The organism is Caballeronia sp. GAFFF2, assembly GCF_023631485.1.
GTDB lineage: Bacteria > Pseudomonadota > Gammaproteobacteria > Burkholderiales > Burkholderiaceae > Caballeronia.
This window is the reverse complement of sequence record NZ_JALQDA010000035.1, coordinates 687,371-707,810: the sequence shown is the minus strand read 5'-3', so window position 1 is coordinate 707,810 and position 20,440 is coordinate 687,371. Positions and strand designations below refer to the sequence as shown.

19 protein-coding genes are annotated in these 20,440 nt (G+C 64.9%); 4 read left to right on the top strand and 15 right to left on the bottom strand.

All coding sequences use genetic code 11. The features are described from left to right. Window positions 1–98: 98 nt before the first annotated feature. From NCT04_RS29300 to NCT04_RS29240, 13 genes are all read right to left on the bottom strand, one after another. A complete protein-coding gene (locus NCT04_RS29300; RefSeq protein ID WP_244830823.1) occupies window positions 99–1,481 on the bottom strand; it encodes a sigma 54-interacting transcriptional regulator in 1,383 nt (460 codons plus the stop codon). Between the two features lie 5 nt (window positions 1,482–1,486). Further along, window positions 1,487–3,202, bottom strand: coding sequence for a TadG family pilus assembly protein (locus NCT04_RS29295; RefSeq protein ID WP_250469334.1), 1,716 nt, complete (start codon window positions 3,200–3,202; stop codon window positions 1,487–1,489). Window positions 3,203–3,209: 7 nt separating this feature from the next. Further along, window positions 3,210–3,509, bottom strand: coding sequence for a DUF3613 domain-containing protein (locus NCT04_RS29290; RefSeq protein ID WP_250469332.1), 300 nt, complete (start codon window positions 3,507–3,509; stop codon window positions 3,210–3,212). Between the two features lie 26 nt (window positions 3,510–3,535). Continuing rightward, a complete protein-coding gene (locus NCT04_RS29285) occupies window positions 3,536–4,258 on the bottom strand; it encodes a tetratricopeptide repeat protein (protein WP_250469331.1) in 723 nt (240 codons plus the stop codon). A 56-nt stretch (window positions 4,259–4,314) separates the two neighbouring features. After that, the gene (locus NCT04_RS29280; protein ID WP_244830826.1) at window positions 4,315–5,289 is read right to left on the bottom strand and encodes a type II secretion system F family protein; all 975 of its coding nucleotides are present in this window, start codon (window positions 5,287–5,289) and stop codon (window positions 4,315–4,317) included. A 31-nt stretch (window positions 5,290–5,320) separates the two neighbouring features. Next, window positions 5,321–6,301, bottom strand: coding sequence for a type II secretion system F family protein (locus NCT04_RS29275; RefSeq protein WP_502800707.1), 981 nt, complete (start codon window positions 6,299–6,301; stop codon window positions 5,321–5,323). Continuing rightward, a complete protein-coding gene (locus tag NCT04_RS29270) occupies window positions 6,294–7,679 on the bottom strand; it encodes a TadA family conjugal transfer-associated ATPase (RefSeq protein WP_250469515.1) in 1,386 nt (461 codons plus the stop codon). The genes NCT04_RS29275 and NCT04_RS29270 overlap by 8 nt, the downstream gene beginning before the upstream one ends. A 2-nt stretch (window positions 7,680–7,681) precedes the next feature. After that, window positions 7,682–8,974: a P-loop NTPase family protein gene (locus NCT04_RS29265; RefSeq protein WP_250469330.1), complete on the bottom strand. Its 1,293-nt coding sequence runs from the start codon at window positions 8,972–8,974 to the stop codon at window positions 7,682–7,684. Further along, a complete protein-coding gene (locus NCT04_RS29260) occupies window positions 8,971–10,329 on the bottom strand; it encodes a type II and III secretion system protein family protein (protein WP_502800711.1) in 1,359 nt (452 codons plus the stop codon). The genes NCT04_RS29265 and NCT04_RS29260 overlap by 4 nt, the downstream gene beginning before the upstream one ends. Before the next feature lie 100 nt (window positions 10,330–10,429). Beyond that, window positions 10,430–11,380: a Flp pilus assembly protein CpaB gene (gene cpaB / locus NCT04_RS29255; protein ID WP_250469327.1), complete on the bottom strand. Its 951-nt coding sequence runs from the start codon at window positions 11,378–11,380 to the stop codon at window positions 10,430–10,432. Window positions 11,381–11,412: 32 nt separating this feature from the next. Next, complete coding sequence (locus NCT04_RS29250) at window positions 11,413–11,889, bottom strand: TadE/TadG family type IV pilus assembly protein (RefSeq protein ID WP_244830829.1); 477 nt, start codon at window positions 11,887–11,889, stop codon at window positions 11,413–11,415. Then, window positions 11,886–12,395 carry an A24 family peptidase gene (locus NCT04_RS29245; protein WP_250469325.1) on the bottom strand — a complete coding sequence of 170 codons (510 nt, stop codon included), beginning with the start codon at window positions 12,393–12,395 and terminating at the stop codon, window positions 11,886–11,888. Before NCT04_RS29245 ends, NCT04_RS29250 begins: the two co-directional genes overlap by 4 nt. A 142-nt stretch (window positions 12,396–12,537) precedes the next feature. After that, window positions 12,538–12,714, bottom strand: a complete 177-nt coding sequence (locus NCT04_RS29240) for a Flp family type IVb pilin (protein ID WP_244830831.1) — start codon at window positions 12,712–12,714, stop codon at window positions 12,538–12,540. 643 nt (window positions 12,715–13,357) lie between these two features. Between NCT04_RS29240 and NCT04_RS29235 the strand changes: the two genes are divergently transcribed. After that, a complete protein-coding gene (locus tag NCT04_RS29235; protein ID WP_250469324.1) occupies window positions 13,358–15,313 on the top strand; it encodes a collagen-like triple helix repeat-containing protein in 1,956 nt (651 codons plus the stop codon). Window positions 15,314–15,546: 233 nt separating this feature from the next. Further along, window positions 15,547–17,262, top strand: coding sequence for a ShlB/FhaC/HecB family hemolysin secretion/activation protein (locus tag NCT04_RS29230; protein WP_250469322.1), 1,716 nt, complete (start codon window positions 15,547–15,549; stop codon window positions 17,260–17,262). Window positions 17,263–17,287: 25 nt separating this feature from the next. Here the strand turns inward: NCT04_RS29230 and NCT04_RS29225 are convergent, their stop codons facing one another. Both NCT04_RS29225 and NCT04_RS29220 read right to left on the bottom strand, forming a co-directional pair. Further along, a complete protein-coding gene (locus tag NCT04_RS29225) occupies window positions 17,288–17,584 on the bottom strand; it encodes a DUF4148 domain-containing protein (protein WP_250469321.1) in 297 nt (98 codons plus the stop codon). Window positions 17,585–17,645: 61 nt separating this feature from the next. After that, window positions 17,646–18,089, bottom strand: a complete 444-nt coding sequence (locus NCT04_RS29220; RefSeq protein WP_244830835.1) for a MarR family winged helix-turn-helix transcriptional regulator — start codon at window positions 18,087–18,089, stop codon at window positions 17,646–17,648. 1,024 nt (window positions 18,090–19,113) lie between these two features. On the opposite strand from NCT04_RS29220, the gene NCT04_RS29215 reads away from it, so the two are divergent. Continuing rightward, on the top strand, window positions 19,114–20,028 hold the full coding sequence (locus NCT04_RS29215) for a lipid A biosynthesis lauroyl acyltransferase (RefSeq protein WP_284509451.1): 915 nt from the start codon (window positions 19,114–19,116) through the stop codon (window positions 20,026–20,028). Window positions 20,029–20,212: 184 nt separating this feature from the next. Further along, window positions 20,213–20,416 (top strand): cold-shock protein, encoded by a 204-nt coding sequence (locus NCT04_RS29210; protein WP_244830836.1) that lies wholly within the window; start codon window positions 20,213–20,215, stop codon window positions 20,414–20,416. Window positions 20,417–20,440: the final 24 nt, after the last annotated feature.

Genomic DNA, 20,440 nt, shown 5'->3' with positions numbered 1-20,440 from the left:
GAGCTTCTGGCAGCCCTCGAAACGCCAGAACTTCGCCGACGTAGGCATGCGTCGGCGTTTTTTTTTGGACGCCCGGAATCGATACCCGAGCGCGGCACTCAGAGCGGGCGCGTCTCCGGTTCCTCATCGAAGATCTGGAACTTGCGCATCTTCTCCCACAGCACCTTGCGGCTGATGCCCAGATGCAACGCCGTGTCCTGCCGGCGCCAGCCGTTCGCTTCGAGCGCCGCGATCACGCGATTTCGTTCGTTCATGTCCCACTTGCTGCGGTCGACGAGCAGCTCAGTGGCGTTATCCACGGGTTGCGCATTGCGCGCGAGCACGAGGAGCCGCTTGACGCGCCCTTCGTCCCACGAGCCGAGTTGCCGCACCGTCACACCCACGCGCTCCGCCAGATTGCGCAACTCGCGCACGTTGCCGGGAAAATAGACATCGGCGACGGCGTCCGCCAGCCAGTACGGTAACTCGGGCAAGGACTCGAGCTTCTCCTTGCCCACCACTTCGTTGATGAACGACTTGAAGAGCGCAATCTTGTCGGCCGCGCCGCGTTCTTCCAGCGTCGGAATCTTGAGTTCGATGACTGCGAGCCGGTAATAGAGGTCCGCGCGAAACGTGCCGTCCTTCACGAGCTGCGGCAGGCTCTTGTTGCTTGCCGCGATAAGCCGGAATTCGAGCCGCACGGGCGTCGCGGAACCGAGCCGCGTGACCGCCTGATCTTCCAGCACGCGCAGCAGCTTGACTTGCTGATAGAGCGGCAAATCGCCGATTTCATCGAGAAAAAGCGTGCCGCCGTTGGCCTGCTCGAAGTAGCCTTTATGCGCGAGCACGGCGCCCGTGAACGATCCCTTCGCATGCCCGAAGAACAGCGACTCGAAGAGACCATCGGGAATCGCGCCGCAGTTCACCGGCACGAACGGACCTTCGCCATAGCGGCGATGCTTCTCGTGCAGCAATTGCGCAATGCGCTCCTTGCCGACGCCGGTCTCGCCGTGCAGAAGCACGGGCGTATCGCAATCGGCGAAGGTATCGACTTCGTGCAAGAGCGCCTGCATGCATTCGGCATGCGCGATCAACGCATGCGACGCCTGCGCTTCCTCGCCATGCGCGCGCAATTGCTGTGCGAGTTTCGAGACCATCGCGCGCAATTCGGCGCCGGTGAAATCGAGCGGCAGGATGTGCGAATAATCGGCGGGAAACATGGACGGATCGCGTTCGCGCGGCGCCGCGCCGACCCAGACCACGGGCATCGAATGACGCGCTTCCCAGTCGCGCAGCACGAACGCGCCGCTGTCTATCACGCTTACGCTGATGATCGCGATTGCCGGGCGCGACGAATCGCGCGGCGCGCTGATGGACGTGCCGTCCGCGCGTAATACATCCACTTCGTGACTGGACATGCAGCGCACCACGCGCTCGACGATGTCGGACTTGCCCTCCCACACGTGGATGTCGAGGCCATCGATTTTGGTGATCTGTCTCATGTCGTTCAGTACGCCAGTTGCGATTCGCCGCAGGTAAGCGACAAGTCGTGAATCGTGCTCGTGCCGATCTGCGCGCCGAGGAGTTGCAGGACGGGGACGAGGACCTGGTCCAGTCCGGCGAGTATCGTGGTCAATGCGGGCGTGAGCAGGGCAAGCAGCAGCGGTGCAATGCTATTGAGCAGCGCGGACGGAAGCAGCGGCGACGCGAGTATCAAACCGCCAGGCGCCGAGAGACTCGTGTTGAGCGAGGACAACGCGTTGGCGAGCGTCTTCCCCGGCAGCGATGCAAGTGTCTGATAGTCGTCACTGTTGCCGCTCTGGCCATCGAACGTGAGCGTGCCCGATGCCGAAGGCACGGAGCCGGTGGTCACCTTGGCGGTGACCGTCAGCAGTCCGAGCACGTTGACGAGCGTCGCCGGTTGCGAGCAGGCGGCGGCGCCCGCGGGGGTGTCGCCGACACACACGTTCGCCACCGTGCTGTTAACGCCGATGACCGAGCGCCGCGCGAGCGGCGGCCCCTTGCATTGCGTCGACGCAAGGTACGCGGAGCCCGCCACGGCCTCCACGACCACGGGCAGATGCACGGTCGGCGCGATGTTGCCGAAGAGCGGACCGAGCACGAGCGACAGCGTGCCGACCGTGACATCGAGCGATGCGCGCACTTGCGCGGTCTGCGCCTGCGTGCGCCAGTTGCCGTTGGCATCCTGGCCCGCTTCGCCGATGGCGAGCACCGGCGGCTGAACGACCTGCACGGTCAGCCCGGCGGCAATCCCGAGCAGATTCAACCCGCCCGCCACGTTCACCGCCGACTTCCCGGCCTGCGCGATCTCGGCCATGACGAAGAGCGCGTCCAACGGGCTGATGGTCGCGTTGAGCGCGGATTGCGTGTTGGCGAGCGCCACCGAAAGCAGCCCCGGCGCCGTCGATGTCTTGCCGAGCGAGATCGTTTGATTGCCCGGGATATTGGCGCTCGCGATGGTCTGCATCGCGCCAAGCGCCGTCGAGAGATTGGCGTTGGCCACGCTCGTCGTTTGCAGCGCGTTCACCATCAGGCGCGCGATCTGCGCGGCCGTGAGACTCGTGGCGAGCAGTTGATCGACCGTGCCCACGCCCGCCGCCGTCACCAGATCGGCGATTTTCACGCGGGTATCGGCGAGTCCCTGATACGACGCGAGCGAGAGATTGAGGCTCGTGCCGAGCAGCGCGTTGAGCAGGCCGTTGATCGGTCCCGGGCCGATGCTCGCGAGCGTCGTGCCGATGCTGAACGCGCCGATATCCGTGACCTTGGCGACGGCCGTCGCCGTCACCGTGCGTGCCGGCCCCACGAAGAAGTACGGCACGGTGCGCGTCGCGACGACTTTCACCGCGTTGATCGGCGTGCCGCCCGCCGCGAAGTAGTCGGGCGCGGCGTTCGCTTGCGTGTCCCAGCGGCCGCACGCGGTCGTCATGCCGTTGCCCGACGCGGTGGCATCGAAGCCGTTGACCGCCGCGCTGCCCGTCGCGGCGGCGGTGGCGCGCGTGCACGCGGCATCGGCGACTTGCGAGCCTGCGGTTGCCGCTAGATCGGCCGCGCTTTGCAGGCTGCGGCGCGCGAAAAAGAAATTGCCGACGTCGATCGCGCCGAGCGCCGCCACCGCCACGATCAGCCAGATGGCCGCGAGCGTGCCCGCCACGCCGCGTTGCGCGCGCCGCGCTGGTCGATGGCGAAAAGGCCGTGTCATGGGCCGGTCAGTCCGCGTCGTGATAGTTGACATCGAGCGCCGGACGTCCCGCCTGTTCCAGCGACGAGCCGTAGCGCTCGGGAATAGCCGTCTCGAACGACTTCATGTAGCGCGCGTAGCCAAGACTCGCTTGCGCGCCGGGCATCGGGCGCGCGGGACCGGCTGCGGCATTGCTCGACTGCAACGTGAGCCAGGCTTCGGTTGCGTGACCGACTTCGCTTACTGCCGGTGCGCCTTCCTCGGCCCGCGCTGCGGATACGAGCGCCATCGCGCTCAACCAGATCGCTGCCATTGACGATGCTTTCATCGACTGCTTCCTCGCTCGATTCGATTTCAACGTGACGCGATACGGCTACCGCCGCCTTCGTCCTGCACTTGCGCGCGATACGTGCGCGCCGCCTGCTGCACGCGCTTTGCATCGCCCTGAATGGCCTGCTGCACGTCCGGCGCGAACTTCTGTTGCGTCATCAATCCCTGCGCGTTAGCGGCCTGCCCGCTCGAAAGCAGAAAGAGCGCGACGTTGCTCATGATCTTCGCGTTGTCCGGCGCGAGTTCGGCGGCCTTCATCAATGGCACGCGCGCGCCCGCTATGTCGCCTTCGCGCAGCTTCGCGTACCCAAGGTCGGACAGCGTCGCGGCATCGGTCGGCGCGCGCTGCGCGGCGGCTTCGAAGCGCATTGCCGCCAGCCGGAAGTCGCCCGCCTGGCCGGCCAGCAAACCCAGTCCACGCAGACCGCGCGCGGCGAACGGGGTATCGGCGAGACGCGCATAAGCTGCTTCGGCGGGCTGTGTCTGGCCGGTCTGACGCAGCGCATCGGCGCGCAAGAGAATGGTGTCGGGCGACTCGCCATACTGCTGCTCGTAAGCGTCGATATGCGCGAGCGACGCGAAGTACAACCCTTGCGACTGCATCCGGTCGATGAGCGCCAGATACATGCCGGGCGTGTCGGGCGCGGCATCGCGATGCATCGCCTGATCGAGCGCGGCCTGACGTTCGGCCTGAATGCCGACGCCGTAGCCGCTTTCCATCTTGCTCGCGCATCCGCCTAACAGCATGCATGCTCCGATAGCGGCAAGCGTGACGAGTCGCGTCCGGTTGATTGAAGATTGCGTCATCGATGAAGCCCCGAAAGCGAATGCAATACCGCGAGAAACCCCGGCCCCGCGGTGACGATGAGCAGCGCAGGCAACAGCGTCAGCACCATCACGCCCGTCATCTTCACGGTGACTTTGCCGATGCGCTCACGCAGCGCCGCACGTCGCGCCTCGCGCAGACGGTCGCCGAACTGCCTGAGCGGCTCCTGCACCGCGCCGCCGTATTTCTCCACCTGAATCACGAGCCGCACGACCGCCGCGAGGTCTTCGTTCTCGTAGCTGCTGGAAAGGCGCTTGAGCGACTGCTCGCGCGTGCGGCCCGTCGCAAACTGCGCCTGCGCCGCCGCCAGTTCCTTCGACAAGATCGGCAGCACCGTTTTGAAGTCGTGGATCATCACTTGCAGGCTCTGATCCAGCGATAACCCCACGCCCTGCAACAGCCGCAACAGATCGACGAACATCGGCAGCTCGTTGCCGACCGCGCGCTGACGCGCGTTCGCCCGGCTCTGCACGAACCACTTCGGCGCCATGAAGCCGCCCGACAGCGCGACGAACAGCAGCAGCATGAAGCGCGCGCCGTGCGGCGTGCCACGCGCGAGCAACATCAGCGCGACCGGCGCGAGCGCCGCGCCCGCGATGCGCGCCAGCATGAAAGCGCCGCGAGCGCGCGCGTCGAGATAGCCGCAGCGATCGAGCAGGCGGCGGTCTTCGTCGGCCACGGCGATGCGCCCGAACGAGGTATCGAGCCACGCGATGCTCGCGCGACCGATGGCGGCGAACAGGCCCGTCGGCGGCGTTTCGCCGCGCGCAGGCCCGCTATCCGTCGATACCGGCGCGCCTGCCGCGACACGTTGCGTGAGCGCACCTTCCAGCGTGCGCGCCGAGCGTTGCATGCGCGCGTAGCGGCTCAACGCGAGCGCGCCGATCAGGGCGGCGGCGCATGCGAGCGCGAGCACGGCGAACGCGGCCACGAGGTTGGGCGTCAGATGCATCGCGTCCTCTTAACGTTTACGGCGCGCGCGCTCATGTCCTGAGCCTCGCCATGCGAAACAGCAGCCACACGCCGAGCATTTGCAGGCCGAGCGCCGCGTACACGAGCCGCTGGCCGAGCGGATCGGTCCACATCGCATCGAAATATTGAGGGTTGGTGACGATCACCGCCGCGCCGAGCAGAACGGGCAGGAGACCGAGCACCCACGATGAGAGGCGCGTTTCCGTCGACAGCGCGACGAGTTCGCGGTCGGCCTGTTCCAGATCGCGCATGAGCGCCGACATGCGGTCGAGCATCACGTCCGAGCGCCCGCCGTATTTCACCGATACGCGCAGCACCGCGCCCACCAGTTCGAGCTCGCGCACGCGATACATCCGCGCCACCGCGCCGAGCGCGTGATCGATCTCCATGCCGGTACGCAGCATCGGCAACACGCGGTCGAGGCAATCGGCGAGCGGCGGCTCCGTGCTTCCGAGCGCGGTCTGAAACGCCGCCGGCACGCTATGACCGATGACGATGAGCCGCACGATGCCATCCATGAACGAGGGCAACTGCCGCACGATACGCTGACGTCTTTTCTGCGCGCGCCAAAAAAGCGCTGCCGCCGTCACGGCAAGCACGAGCGCGCCGGCCGCAAGCCCGAGCAATGCGTTCGTGCGCGCTGTCATCCAGAATGCGGCCAGCGCCGCGGCGACGAGCGTGACGAAAAAGAAAGCGCGCGGCCGTTCGATTCCCGCACGCCGCATTAGATGTCCATAAGCGGCACGCGCCCGCACGATGTCTCGCGCAATCTCGACACTCACGCCCGAGTGCGTGTTCACCGATGCCCGCGACTGCTCGGGCTGCCGTACAGTGCGCGGCCGCGGCGTTGCGTGCGACGCCATGACCTGCCGCTCAACGAAGCGCGCGGCGAGCATGCGTTCGCGCTTTTGCGCGCCGCGCCGCCACAAGGCGAGCGCGGCGGCCGCGAACAACAGCGCGAGCATCGCGACGAGCGCCGTGCCTCTAGACACGGAAGCCTCCGCCGAAGCCGCCGAAACCGCCGCCGCCGCTTTTGCCGAACCCTTCTGCAAGCGACGCGCCCAACGCCTGCCGATACTTCGCGAGCTTGGGCGAGCTCGGATGAATGCCGAGCGAGGTCCAGCGGTCGGTCTCCTCGCCGTTCGCATCGGCGACGGGGTCGTAGCGATACAACTCCTGCATCGCGATGATGTTGTCCGACAGCCCGGTGACTTCCGTCACGGAAAGAATGCGCCGCTTGCCGTTCGAGAGCCGCCCGATCTGCACGATGAAGTCGATGGCGTTCGCAATCTGCCGCCGCAAACTTGCCTCGGTGCCCTGAAAGCCCGCGAAGCCCGCGAGCATTTCCAGCCGGTAAAGGCACTCGCGCGGTGAACTCGCGTGCACGGTCCCCATCGAGCCGTCGTGGCCGGTGTTCATCGCCTGCAGCATTTCCAGCACTTCGCCACCGCGCACTTCGCCGACGATGATCCGGTCGGGCCGCATCCGCAACGTGTTGCGCAAGAGGTCGCGAATCGACACGACGCCCGCGCCGTCGAAGCCGCCCGGACGGCTTTCGAGCCGCACCACATGCGGATGATTGAGCGACAACTCGGCCGTATCCTCGATCGTCACGACGCGTTCGTGCTTCGGAATGAAGAACGCGAGCGCGTTGAGCAGCGACGTCTTGCCCGAACTCGTGCCGCCCGAGACGAGCACGTTGCAGCGCGCCTCCACCGCCGCTTCGAGCAGCGAGCTGATCTCCTGATTGAACGTGGAGTTCGCGAGCAGATCGTCGGGGCGCAGCGGATCGCGGCGAAACTTGCGGATCGACACCACCGGCCCGTCGATCGACAACGGTTCGATGACCACGTTCAGGCGGCCGCCGTCTGGCAGGCGCGCATCGACCATCGGGTTCGACTCGTCAAGCCGTCGGCCGATGGGCGCGAGAATCCGCCGCACGATGCGCAAGAGGTGCGCGTTGTCCACAAAGCGCACGGGAATCTTTTCGAGCATGCCGTGACGCGACACGTAGACATCGCTATAGCCGTTGATGAGGATGTCTTCCACGGCGGCATCGGCGAGCAAGTCCTCGATCGGACCGAAGCCCGCGAGCTCCTTCGTGAGCGCGGCCGCGACGAGGCGTACCTCGCTCTCGTTGAGCGGGATGCGTCGCAGGCGCACGAAACTGTCCATCTCCAGATCGACGAATTGCTGGATGGCCTGGCGCGACCATCGGCCGAATTCGGCGCCGAGTTCCTCGATACGCGTGAGCAGATGTTCATGCGCCGCGCTCGCCACGTCCTGGAACTGCTGCGAGTGCGCGAACGCGACGGCATCCTCGGCCAGATCGTTGGAAAACGCGATGTCCTTGCTGAAGTCCTGAACCATCGTCATGACCGCCTGAGAAAGGTGGGAAGAAGTTGCGCGAGTCCGGCGGCCGGGCTTTCAGTAGCCTTGGGCAGTGCATGGCGGCCGGCGGGCGCGGGTTCATCCGCGAGACGCGCGACGAGAGGTAAAAGCGCGCGCACGTAAGGGTCGCGCGGCGCGGTTTCCGCGAGCAAGCTTCCCTGATTCACCGCGCGCCCGAGCGCCTGCGCACGTTCCGGCAAGATGCCGATGAGCGGTAGCCCGAGCCGCGCGGCCAGTTGATCCGCGCCGAAGTTGAGCGCCGCATCGAACTTGTTGACGACCAGACCGAGCGAAATCTTCCGCGCTGCGGTTTCGGTTTGCTCGCCGCCGCGCACATGCTCGACGAGCGTGACGGCCGAGACCGCCGAGACCACGTTCGGATCGCATACGAGCCAGGTTTCGTCGGCGGCCTGCACGACTTGCGCGACAAAGTCGGGATTCGAAAAACCGCCGAGATCGACGATCTGGTGGTCGAAGTATGCGCGCAGCCGGTTGAGCGTGCTGACGGCCGTGGCAAAGGAAATCGCGCGCATTTCGGCAAGATCGGCGGGCAGCGCGGTAAGCGCGAGGCCGCTCGCATGACGCGCGAAGGCGGTGTGCACGAAGGTTTCGTCGAATCGGCGCAGGTTGCGCACGGCATCGACGAAATGCAGTTCGCTGCGCGTGTCGAGCAAAAGCGCGCTGTCGGCGGCGGGCAGGCCGAGATCGAGCAGCGCGGTGGCGCGGCGCGCGCTCTGACCGCGCCGTTGCAGACTCACGGCGAGATTGGCGGCGAGCGTGCTCACGCCCACGCCGATGCGCGCGCCGAGCAGCACCGTCAGCTTGCCGCGCTTGGGCACATGTTCGGGACGCTCGTCGATGAGCCGCCGCGCCACCGTGAGCACGCTGCCGGGATGTCCACCGGTATCGATGAAATCACGCACGCCCGCGCGCAAAGCGGCGAGCGCGGGTGCGGGCGTCGCAAGCGTGCCGAGCGCCACGACCGGCACGTTTGGAAAAGCGTCGCGGGCCGCTTCGGCGAGTGCGGCCGCGTGGTAATCGGCGCGCTCGGTGAAGTCGATGAACACGATGGCCGGCGCGCATTCCGCGATGCGCGTGACCAGCGCGACGGCATCGCACGGCGCGATTTCCACCGCGCCCGTGCTGGTCAGCGCCTGCTGCAGCCACGCTTGCCTCGACGGTTCGGGACTCGCCAGCAGAAAGCGCGCGGTGAGCGGCTCGCCCGCTGCCGCCGCCGCTGCTGCCTTGCCGGGTCCGAATCCTTGGGTGTTCATCGCGAAAATCCTGGCGCGGTGTCGGAAGAAAGCGCTCCGCCGACGAAGCTCTTCCACACTGGTCCGTCGCGCTGTTCGGACTGCTGGCCGGGCGTCATCGGCAAGGCGGCGCCCCGGGCGATAGGCGCGACCAGGTGCGGCGTCACGATGATCACCAGCTCGCGGTCCGTCTGCGAGTACTGCAAAGTCTTGAAGAACGCGCCGATGATCGGCAAGTCGCCGAGCAAGGGCACCTTGTTCACGTTCGACGCCGTTTCGCGATCCACCAGCCCGCCGATCATGAAGCTCTCGCCGTCGCCGAGTTCGACCGCCGTTTCCGCGCGGCGCGTGGTGAGCGCGGGCACCGAAACACCGTCGATGGTGATGGCGTGCGCGAAGTCGAGCTGGCTCGCTTCGGGCGCGACCTTCAGCGCAATGCGGTCGGCGCCGAGCACGGTCGGCGTGAGCGAAAGGCCTATGCCATACGGCTTATAAACGATGGTCGTGCTGCCGAGCGCCTGCGGCACCGGAATCGGAATTTCGCCGCCCGCGAGAAAGCTCGCGCTCTGGCCCGAGAGCGCGACGAGCGTCGGCTGCGCGAGCACGCGCGCGAGGTTGTTCCCTTCGAGCAGGCTCAGGTTGGCGAACAAACCGCGCGAGCCCGAGTTGAGCAGCAGGTTGAACGCGGCGCCGATTGGCGAGGTGGACGTCACCTGCAACGCGGTCGTCGCGCCGCCGGAATAGGAACCCAGCGAACTGGGCGCGAAACTGCCGAACGCGAAGCCCGCGTGATTCTGCGAGAACAGATTGAAGCCGGCTTCCTTCAGCACGGCCTTGCTGAACTCGACCACTTTCACGTCCACCTGCACGACGCTCTTGCTCTGTACCGTCGATGTATCGACGAGCGCGCCGTCCTTGCCGATAGCCGCGCGCGCCGCCGCTGCCGCGCGCTGATGCTTGGCCATCGACGGCGTGCTGCCGCTGAGCACGGCCGTCTTGCCGAGCACGCGCACTTGCGGCGCGTCGTGGTCGAGCAGCGCGGCGTTCGCACTGGCGGCGACATCGACGGTATAGGACGCCGGCGTGTCGCGGCCCTGTTCCCAGACGAGCAGATTGGTCGTGCCTGCCGACTTGCCGACCAGCAGCACGCCGCCATTCTTGAGCACGAGAACATCAGCGATGGCGGGATCGGCGACGGCCACGCGCGACACCGTGCGGCCATGCGCGAGAACCCGCTGCGCACTGGTCGCAAGCGCGATCACGGGAGCGTCTTGCGCGCTGCCCGTCGATGCACGCTCGATGTCATCCGCGTGCGGCGTCGGGACGGCATGCGCCAGGTTCACGTTGAGGCCGAGCAAAACCGCGCAGCACGCCATGAGCGCGCGCGTGTGGAACCGCAAGATCGTTGGCCGGGTTATCGTCATCGTCATGGCTTGCTTCGTTTCGAATTCATCGGGATAGCCGGCATCGGCGCGCTCAATATGCGGTTCGCTCGACACGGCCACCCCGGATCACTTCCACTTCGTTGCTACGCGGCGCACGCGTCACGCCCGCCGCACGCGGCTGCGTCACCGGTTCGCGGCCGGCGCGCGCGCCCGACAGCGCACCGAGCGATACCCCGGCGGCCGCGCGTGCGGCGCCATCCGCGTCGGCATGCAAGGCAGCGGCATGCAGGGGCAGCCATGACTGCGGCGGCGGCATTTCGGCGTCGTTGGTGTTGCGCAGCGCCAGCACGAGGCGGCCCGAGCTTTCGGCGAGCGTGAGCGCATCGACGTCGGCGGTGCGCACGGCGAGCACGGCGGTCTGTGCGTTCAAATTGCGAGTCGCCTGGTTCGTGTCGCCCCCGGCCTTGCCATCGACACCCTCCACCGACGCGCCGCCCACGCTCAGCACGCGCACTTTCGACAATAAAAGGCGCGCCTGTGTCGCCTCTACTTCGGCGCCGCTGCTGCCGCCGCCTTCGCGCTTGAGCGTGAAAAACACATCGACGAAATTGCCCGGGCGCACGAGATTGCCGACCGCATTGGTTTCGTCGACGCGCACCGCGACCGCGCGTTCGCCCGGCTCGACGACATCGGCAAGTCCGCTCGACAGCGTCTCGACCGTGAGCGGCGTGCCTTGGGGCACCGCGACGCGCGTGGTGCGGCCGGTGAGCGCGGCGGTATCGCCGAACACGCCGGACGCGGGTTCGGCCTGCATGCGCACCGTGAGCGACGCGGCATCGAGCGGCTTGCCGGGCTGCAAATCGCGTGCGGCGATCACCACCGGCGCGAGCTTGCGATCCACCGCGAGCGCGGGACCGGGCGCGCCGCCGTTGGCGCTTGCCGGCAGCGGCGCCGGGGCGCGCGCCAGCGTGAACGCGAAGATGCCCAGCGCGATGGCCAGCATGAAAAACAGGACCGCGAGCGTTCGTGTGACGTTGGCCATGTGAGATCAATCGTGAAAGTTCGGGCGGACGCTCATAACACGTTGTCCGGATTGAGTTGGACCATCGCGCGCGCCACCAGCGAATCGGGCAGCGCGAGGCCGATCAACGGCAGCGTCGGCACCAGCGGCTTTTGCGCATAGGCATAAGCGAGCGTCACCTGAATGCAGCGCAGGGTCCCGTCGTAGGTACACGGCGCGGGCGTGGCGGTGCATTGCGCGAGTCCCGCAAGCCAGTTCGACAAGCCTTGCGCGGTCTGGCAGGCGGCACTACCACGGCGCGCGAGGGCGTCGTCGATGCTCGTCGCGTTGGCCTGATAGCGCAGCGCGGCGCGTGCGCCCTCTTCCGCTGCGAGCGTCAGCGACTGCTGCGCGACGAACACGAGGCTGTAGGTGACGATGGCGTAGAAGATCAGGAAGAACAGCGGAAACACGATGGCGAACTCGACCGCCACGTTGCCGCGCTGGTTTCGTCGTGGGCGTGGCCGTTGGATTGATGGCGCGGACTTCATGCTGGCCGCCCCGTTGCGTTCAGCAGATGCAGCGCCAGCTGACCGATCCCAGCCGCCGCGAGCAATGCGCCGTAGGGCGTGCTGTTGCGCCTGCGTTCGGCCACGCTCGCATCCGCGGCAAGACTGCGCAGCGACAGCACCACGCGGTCCTCACGGCGCGCGAGCAACACGAGCGCATGCACCGCGGCCGCAAGGCTCGCCGCGACCCAGACGCCGACGAGTTCGCGCGGGCCGCACCACGCGCCGAGCACGGCGAACGCCTTGACGTCGGCGGCGCCCATCATGCCGAGCAGGTAGAACGGCAAGAGCGCGACGAAACCCGCCAACGCGCCGAGCAATGCGAAGCCGATCGCCGTCTGAAAAGGCGAAATGCCGAGCGCGGCGAACGCAAGCGCGAACACGCCTCCGGCCGCGACCAACGAATTCGGAATGGACCTGCGCTGCCAGTCAAATAAGACGACCGCCAGCGCCCAGCCGATAAATATCGCGGATTCAAAATAAATCATGGCAGCGTAAATCGGAAGGCAATAAGACAGCGCCCTCCGCAGTAATACGGAGGTTTAATCGAAACTCGAAAGATGTATTCGGTCCGCGCGCCGGATTGCTCCGGCGCGCGAATCGGCATCTCGTCAGCGAATAAAGATGGGATTAGCTCGACGTTTTAGCGAGCTCCGCCTTTATCGCGTTGAAAGTGGACGTGAGCTGAGTGGAGACGCCGCCCACGGCCGTCATGATGCCGAGCGCAAGCACGCCGGCAATCAGCCCATATTCGATGGCGGTGATCCCACGCCTGTCGCGGATGAATTGAAGCAAGGTAGATGTCATTCTTGTTGCCCTCGGATGGTGTACTGCCTGGCCGCGGATTCGCCTCTTCGTGCGAGGCTCCAGGCGGCAGACCACCACGCGAACGCGATGTCGTGACCCCGGGCCCATGCATCGGAGCGGCGCTCCAACTCTCTCGATATTTTTGGTTTTTCTTGCTGATCGCTACCCTCCCACAACGTTTGCCGAAAGAAGAGGACTGCGTTGGCGAATTTATATCGCATGCACATCTCAAAATCAATTACGTCAGAACATTTTGTATCGTGCAGTGCATCAATAGTTGCATCGGGTAAATAAACTCTGGCATATCAGTAAAATCAACTTGATGCGAACGCAGCGACTCGTATTGATTTCCTGCCCCGCTCTTTTTCATTGACTGGCTCTTTATGGCGGGCCCGCGTAACGCGTCGCGTCGTAACGCGGCTCGATGTTCGTTACGTTACGAACGTCCGCATTGCCGTTTGCCGATACGCGGTAAGACACGGCCGCAATCTCCCGCCGAACCCCGAATTCATTTGGAAAGCGTCCTTTCGCGAGCGCTTCTCGCAGGGCGAGGAACGCCTGCGAGCCCCGTCGTCCGTACGTTGGCACACCTTTCGCAGTTACTGGCCCGCGGTTCAACCAAAACAAAGTAACGAGGGCCATCATGAATACGAGGAACGTCGGACAGGAATTCTTGCGCAAGTCTATCGTCGCGGCAGCGGTCGCGAGCGTACTCACGCTGGCGGCGTGTGGCGGCTCGGGCACGATGAGCAAGTCGGCAGGCGCGAGCGGTAGCGGCTCTGGAACGATCACGACCGGCGACAGCGGCACGGGCTCGGGCAGCAGCGGCGGTACCGGAACGGGTAGCGGCGGGGGTAGTGGTAGTGGCAGCGGTAGTGGCGGGGGGACCAGCGGGGGCTCCGGTGGCAGCACGGGCGGCACAAGCGGCGGCGGCACCGGAGGCGGTAGCACGGGCGGTGGCGGTACGGGTGGTGGCAGCACCGGCGGTGGCAGCACCGGAGGCGGTAGCACGGGTGGTGGCGGTACGGGTGGTGGCAGCACCGGCGGTGGCAGCACGGGCGGTGGCAGCACGGGCGGCGGGGGCACTGGCGGTGGGGGAACCGGCGGTGGCACCACGGGCAGCACGACGCCTCAGCCTGTCGCGGCCGTCGTAGGCAAAACAGGCAACGTGGTGTCCGCGATTGGCGCGACGGTATCGGGAATCGGGTCGGCAATCGGCGCGACGACCACACCGCTCGTCAGCGCGGGCACCACGAAAGCCACGGGCGATGTCGTCACGAACGCAGGCGCGGCTGTCACGACGCTCGGCGATGGCGTGTCGGCCGGGCTCGGAACCATCGGCTCGAGCACGAATCCGGTCGGCACGACGGTGGCGAGTCTTGGCGGTGTCGTCGAAAAAACCGGCGATACGGTCAGCAGCGCCGGGACGCTCGTATCGAGCCTCGGCACCGGTACGCTTTCGCCGCTCGCACCTGTTACGACGCCGGTCGGGAGCATCGTCGGAATCGTGGGTAACGCGGTGACGCAGACGGGCGGCGTCCTCGATCAGACGCTGACCGGCGCACCGGTTCAGCAACTCACGCAGCAAGTCAGCCAGGCCATCACGCCGATCACGTCTGTCGTCAGTTCGACGACGCAGACCGTCGGCGCGGCAACGGGCCTCGGCACGCCGGTCAACAACCTCCTCACAACGCTCGGCGGCGCGCTCGGTCAGGCGGGTCAGGGCATCGCAGGCACGGGCGCCAATCCGGTCACGGCGGGCGTGGGCAATCTGGTGTCGACCACGGGAACGACGGTGGCATCCGCGGGCGGCCTCGTCAGCGGCACGCCAGCGTCCAATCCGCTCGCACCGATCACCGGAATTCTCGGCGGCGCTACCGGCGCAGGCTCGGGCGTACTTGCGCCGGTCACGGGTCTGGTCGGCGGCGTCACGGGCGCACTGACGGGCGCAACGGGCGGCACTGGAACGACGGCAGGCTTGCTTGCGCCGGTCACCGGTCTCGTCGGCGGCGTGACGGGTGCGCTCACGAGCGCGACGGGCGGCGGTACGGGCTCGACGGCGAGCTTGCTCGCACCGGTCACGGGGCTTGTCGGCGGCGTCACGGGTGCGTTGACGGGCGCAACCGGCAGCGGTACGAGCGTGCTCGCGCCGGTCACGAGCGTGGTCAGCGGCGTGACGGGTGCGTTGACAGGCGCGACGAGCGGTACAGGCGCCGGTGCGGGCGTGCTTGCTCCGGTCACGGGCGTGGTCGGCGGCGTGACCGGCGCGCTTACAGGCGCCACGGGATCGGCCGGTGGCGTGCTTGCTCCGGTGACAGGCATCGTTGGCGCGGTCACTGGTGCGCCGGGCGGCACGACCGGCTCGTCCGGTTCGGGCGGCGGCGTGCTCGGCACGGTGACCACGATCACGGGCGCGGTCGGCGTGACGGTTGCCACGACGCACGGCACGACCAGCGCAGGCGCGGGTACGGGCGTGGGTATCGCGACGACGACAGGCGGCACGGGTAGCACCGCCAGCACCGCAAACGGCTCTGGCACGGGCTTGCTCGGCGCGGTGGGTTCGATCGTCGGCGGCGTGCTCGGAGGACCGCGACGCTAACGCATGAAGCCAGGCGTCACCGTTTCCGGATCGCGGCGTATCGCGGTTCGGAAACAGCGTGACGCCAGGCGAACGTCGACGCGCATGCCAGCAACACAACCCGCGTCCGATCGAAGCCACGAATCGCATCACCAAACGACAACACACGACGAAGAACGCGGCGCTGCCCGTGCAGGATGTTGGAAGAAGCACGCACCGCACGACGTTCTCGCGACAACCTTCGAGGATTCATCGTGGAGATCCGCGACTGGAAACGGGTGCTCTTGCTCGCCGCAATCGGCGCACCATTCACGGCGCAACTCGCGCTCGCTCAAACTGCTCCGGCGGCGCCGCGCGTGAGCATCGGCGGCAATCCGCTCGATGCCCTGCCGCAAGTGAACACGCCGCCCAAGCCGGCGGTATCGGTGAACGTGCAGCCGCCCGCTCCCGCGCTCGACGCGCTCCTCGCACAGCATCTCACGCCGCGCAAATTCGAAATCGAGGGCGTCAAAGCCCTGCCCTTCGACGATGTCGCGCAACGCTTCGCGCCGCTCGTCGGCACGGACGTGACCATCGGCAAGCTGATCGAAACCGCCAACGGCATCACCGCGCTTTACAAGGAGCGCGGCTATGCGCTCTCGTTCGCCTTCATTCCGGCGCAAACGTTTCGGGAAGGCGTGGTGCGGATAACGGTGGTCGAAGGGTATATCGCGCAGGTCGTCGTGAAGGGCAACGCGGGCGCGGCCGAGAAGCGCATTCGCGCGGTGGCCGACCGCATGCGTCAGGACCGGCCGCTCACGCAAGCGAATTTCGAGCGTTATATCAACGTGCTCGGCATGATTCCGGGCGTGAAGACGCGTGCGACCGTCGCACCGCCGCAGGATACGGACGGCGCCGCCACGCTCGAACTCGATGTCGAGCGCAAGCCTTTCAACGTGAGCACGGGCATCGACTTCAATCATCCGGGCGTGCAGGGCATTCTGAGCGCGACCGAGAACGGCATGCTCGGCTTCGGCGAATCGCTGTCGGCGTCCGCTCTGTTGCCCAAGGGACGCGACGATCAAACCTATTACGCGCTCAACGGCTCGCTGCCTATCGGCACGGATGGCTTCACCGCGAAAGTCGATGCATCGCATTATCACGGGCATCCGGTCGACAATCCGGGGCTGCCGTCTTATATCGAGCGCACCGTCGTGAACGACAAGCTCGCGTTTTCCGCCGTCTATCCGTTCCTGCTGAGTAACGCGCGTAGTCTCGCCGGCACGGGAAGCGTCTATGCATCGCACGATGAAGACCGGCTGAAGAACACCATCGTCGCGGGCAATCCGCAGTTGTCGCAGCGCTCGCAGATTCGCGTCGCGCAATTGCAGCTCGATTACACCGGCATTGCGACAGGCGTCGTGCGGCGCGCGAGCGTGAACGTGGCGAAGGCGTTCGACGTGCTCGGCGCCTCGAAGAGCGCGGACACCAACATTGCCGGCTACGCGCCCGTCAATCCTGTCTCGCTCACCTTCGTGCGGACCGGCGCGAGCTACACGCAGAGCAACGAATGGCCGATGAAAATCGGCACGGCGCTTTCGCTGACGGGGCAGTATTCGCCCGACTCCCTGCCGACATCCGAGCAGGTTTCGTTCGGCGCGCAGCGTTTCGCGCTGGGCTATCAGCCGGGCGAAGTTTCGGGCGATTCGGGCTTCGGCGCGTCATTCGAAGTGAACCGGCCGCTCGATATCGGCATGACGTATCTGAAGACCTTCACGCCTTACGTCATGGTCGATGCCGCGCGCGTTTTTCTCCACGGCGGCACGGCGAGTCCACGGCGTTTGTCGTCGTTCGGGATAGGTTTTCGAGTGTCGGATTCGAAGCACTACAGCATCGATCTCTCCGTCGCCAAGGCAACGGGCGATGCACCCGTCGAGAGCGCATCGCGCAGTCCGCGTGTGAACGCTTCGTTGTCGTATCAGCTGGACTGAAGCTTCACTTAACTGAGCGTCCGGTTCACGGCGTCGAAGCGGGCGCCGGTTGTCCGGCCTTCTTTGCGTTGACCTTGGCCTGCGCGTTCTGCAGATTCTGCGGATAGTCGTTCTGCTCGCCGCCGGGGTTATAGCCGTTCTTTTCGAGCTCGCCGAGTTCGGCGTTTTTCTTTGCGCGCGCTTCCTTGCGCTGCGCTTTCTTAACCTGCTTGGGCGTGGACGCGCCGGCGTCTTGCGCGTGTGCGGGCGTCGCGGGCAGCGTGACGAGCGCCGCGACGGACAGCGCGATGACGACGAGCGGTGCGGTGCGTAGGTTAAGCATAATTCTTCTCCCCAGGAAGTGAATAAAGCGCCTGTCGCGGCAGCAAGAACCGATCCAAACCTTATCTGTCGACGATCCGGCTGAGGTTCGCCCGCACCCGCTGCAGGAGCCCGATCAACTGCTCGCTTTCCTGGCGGCTCAGGCCCGCGAGCGCCTCGGAAGTGATTTCGTCGCCGACGCGCCGCGCCCGGTCGAGCGCCTTCTCGGCTTTCGCGGTCATGCTCACTTGCCGCTCGCGGCGGTCGTCGGGATTGAGCCGTCGTTCGATCCAGCCACCCTCCTCCATGCGATCCAGCAGCCGCCCGGCGGAAATCGGCGCGACCTCGAGCAGCCCGGCGAGCCGCGCCTGATTCACCTCGCCGTAATGCGACAGATAGGCGAGCACGCGGCATTGCGCGCGGGTCAGATTCAGCGATGACTTGGCAAGCTCGTCGAAGCGGTTGCCGCACAGGCGGTCCACATCGGCGACCAGAAAGCCGAAGCGTTTGTCGAGTTGAGTTTCCATCGGGCGATTATAGGGAAGACGCCGCCCGGTGTTCCGGAGGCGACGGGCAGGCAAACCACGATGATCGTGATCTCAACGACTTCATGCTGATGTGCGTTGTCGGTGTGATGCGCCCAGCGATGAATTGAGTCGCTAATCATTCGACGCACGCCACGGCGAAAAGTCCATGCCTATTTTTGCCGAAGAGATGACTCGACTTCTTGAAGTTAATCGTTATGTTTCGGTATCCGAATATCTCTGAATGCTTTGCCGATGGCGCGGTCGATTCGAATCATGGATGTATCAGTTCGCATATTCGAATTTAGTCACGGGTCAACGTCTGCCACAACGGCCGATAAAGGCTCGACCGTACTAAATTATTTAGTCTCTGCACACAGGATGACGCGCGCGTTAGTTGGGCAGGATTTAGTTGCACAGCGCCCGGTAAATATCGTTCCAATTGCTTTATGTTTTACCGATTTACAGCCGCATGCGTGTTAAGCTTCACAGCATGCCTCCTGAAGCAAGCCACGCGGCACGCACCATTCGCCGCTTGTGAGTTGCTCCCTCCGATCGATCGTGCCCGTATCGTCCAAGGGGCTTCAACAATCCATGCTCCCTTCAACGAGAAAGCGCCCTTTTCGCACGACTCGCTTTATTAGTAATTAGCGCATTATTGATCTGACGATCCTTTTCAATACTCGCTTCGTTAGTTCTAACTTCGTGTAAGTGCAGCGACGGGTTGCACGATCTCCTCGGTTGCAGGCGCGTTCGAACGCAAGCCTTGCCCGCTTCTAATCCGCCAAGAGTCGCCATTCTCTGCGACTAATGTCTTGCGTGCGTCACGATCGCATCGGCGATCGATTCGCGAAAAATAGTCTTTGCCACCTTGGCCGGCGCGTCCAGGCCACCGACCATCAGCGTGAAATATCCAGCCGGCTGTTTTCCGGCTCAACAAGACTAAATGCCTACTACGTATGTGTAAATAGCTGGTTCAGGCCGGTCTACGGAGCAAACGGTGTTTACTACCGAGTGGTACCTGCCCATGAAAGCCGATTCCCTCCCTCATCCACGAGAACAAATACCGGAGAACCCCGGCTTCACGCCTGTCGCGCTACTGCTCCGTGCTCTCTCGATGCTTCCATATCGATGGGTTGCCAGAATTGGCAGCATACTTGGCGCGCTGCTGTACGAGATCCCGAGCCGTCGCAAGCACATCGTTCTCGTCAATCTGCGCCTTTGCTTTCCCGGCAATTCCGAAGCGCACTATCAAGAGCTTGCCAAAAAGCACTTTCGTCATGTAATCCGCAGCTATCTCGAGCGCGGTATTCAGTGGTACGGCAGCGCGAAGTCGATACGTTCGATAGTGCAGATAGACAGCGAAATCGATCTCGATGATAAAAACGCCCCGCCAACCATTTTCATGGGCTTTCACTTCGTTGCCATCGAGGTCGGCTGTCTGGTCCATTCGACGACTTCGCCGGTGGCTGCGCTCTACACCCGCATGTCGAACAAGCGCCTGTGCGCGCTCGCCAAACGGCAGCGCGGCAGGTTCGGCGCCGAGCTGATAGAGCGGTCGACGAGCGCCAGAAAGGTGGTTGCGCTGCTTCGCTCGGGCACGCCGGTGATGCTGGCGGCCGATATGGATCACGGCATCGACAATTCGGTTTTTGTGCCGTTTTTCGGCGTGCCGGCCTGCACGTTGACTGCCGTCTCTCGGCTTGCAAAGCTGGGACATGCGCGTGTGGTACCGTTCGTCACCGAAGTGTTGCCCGATTATCGAGGATACCGGCTTAAGGTCTTTAAACCCTTGATCGATTTTCCGTCCGCCAGCGACACGGTCGATGCGACCCGCATGAATGCATTTCTGGAAGAACAGATTCGCCTGATGCCCGAGCAGTATTATTGGGTGCACAGGCGCTTCAAGCATCGGCCGGACGGCTTGCCATCGGTATATTGAGGTTGAAATGGACGTTGTGTGCCCGAAAGGCAGGAAATCCGGCGTTTCGCGAACCGGAGTTTGACGCAGAAGTAATTTTGCGCACAACACCAGTTGCCTTTCAGACGTAGGCAGTTCACTATAGGCGCCTTAGCGCAATCGCGATAGGAAACCGCCGCTACGCGGCAAAATTCAGGAAGAAGATATGGCAACCGGTACGGTCAAGTGGTTCAACGATGCAAAGGGTTTTGGTTTCATCACGCCTGATGGCGGTGGCGAGGACCTGTTTGCACATTTCTCGGAAATCCGCGCTGACGGCTTCAAGAGCCTGGCGGAAGGCCAGAAAGTGAGCTACGAAGAAAAGATGGGCCCGAAGGGCAAGCAAGCTTCGAACATCAAGCCTGTGTAAGGCGAACGCGCCGCAGCAGCTTTC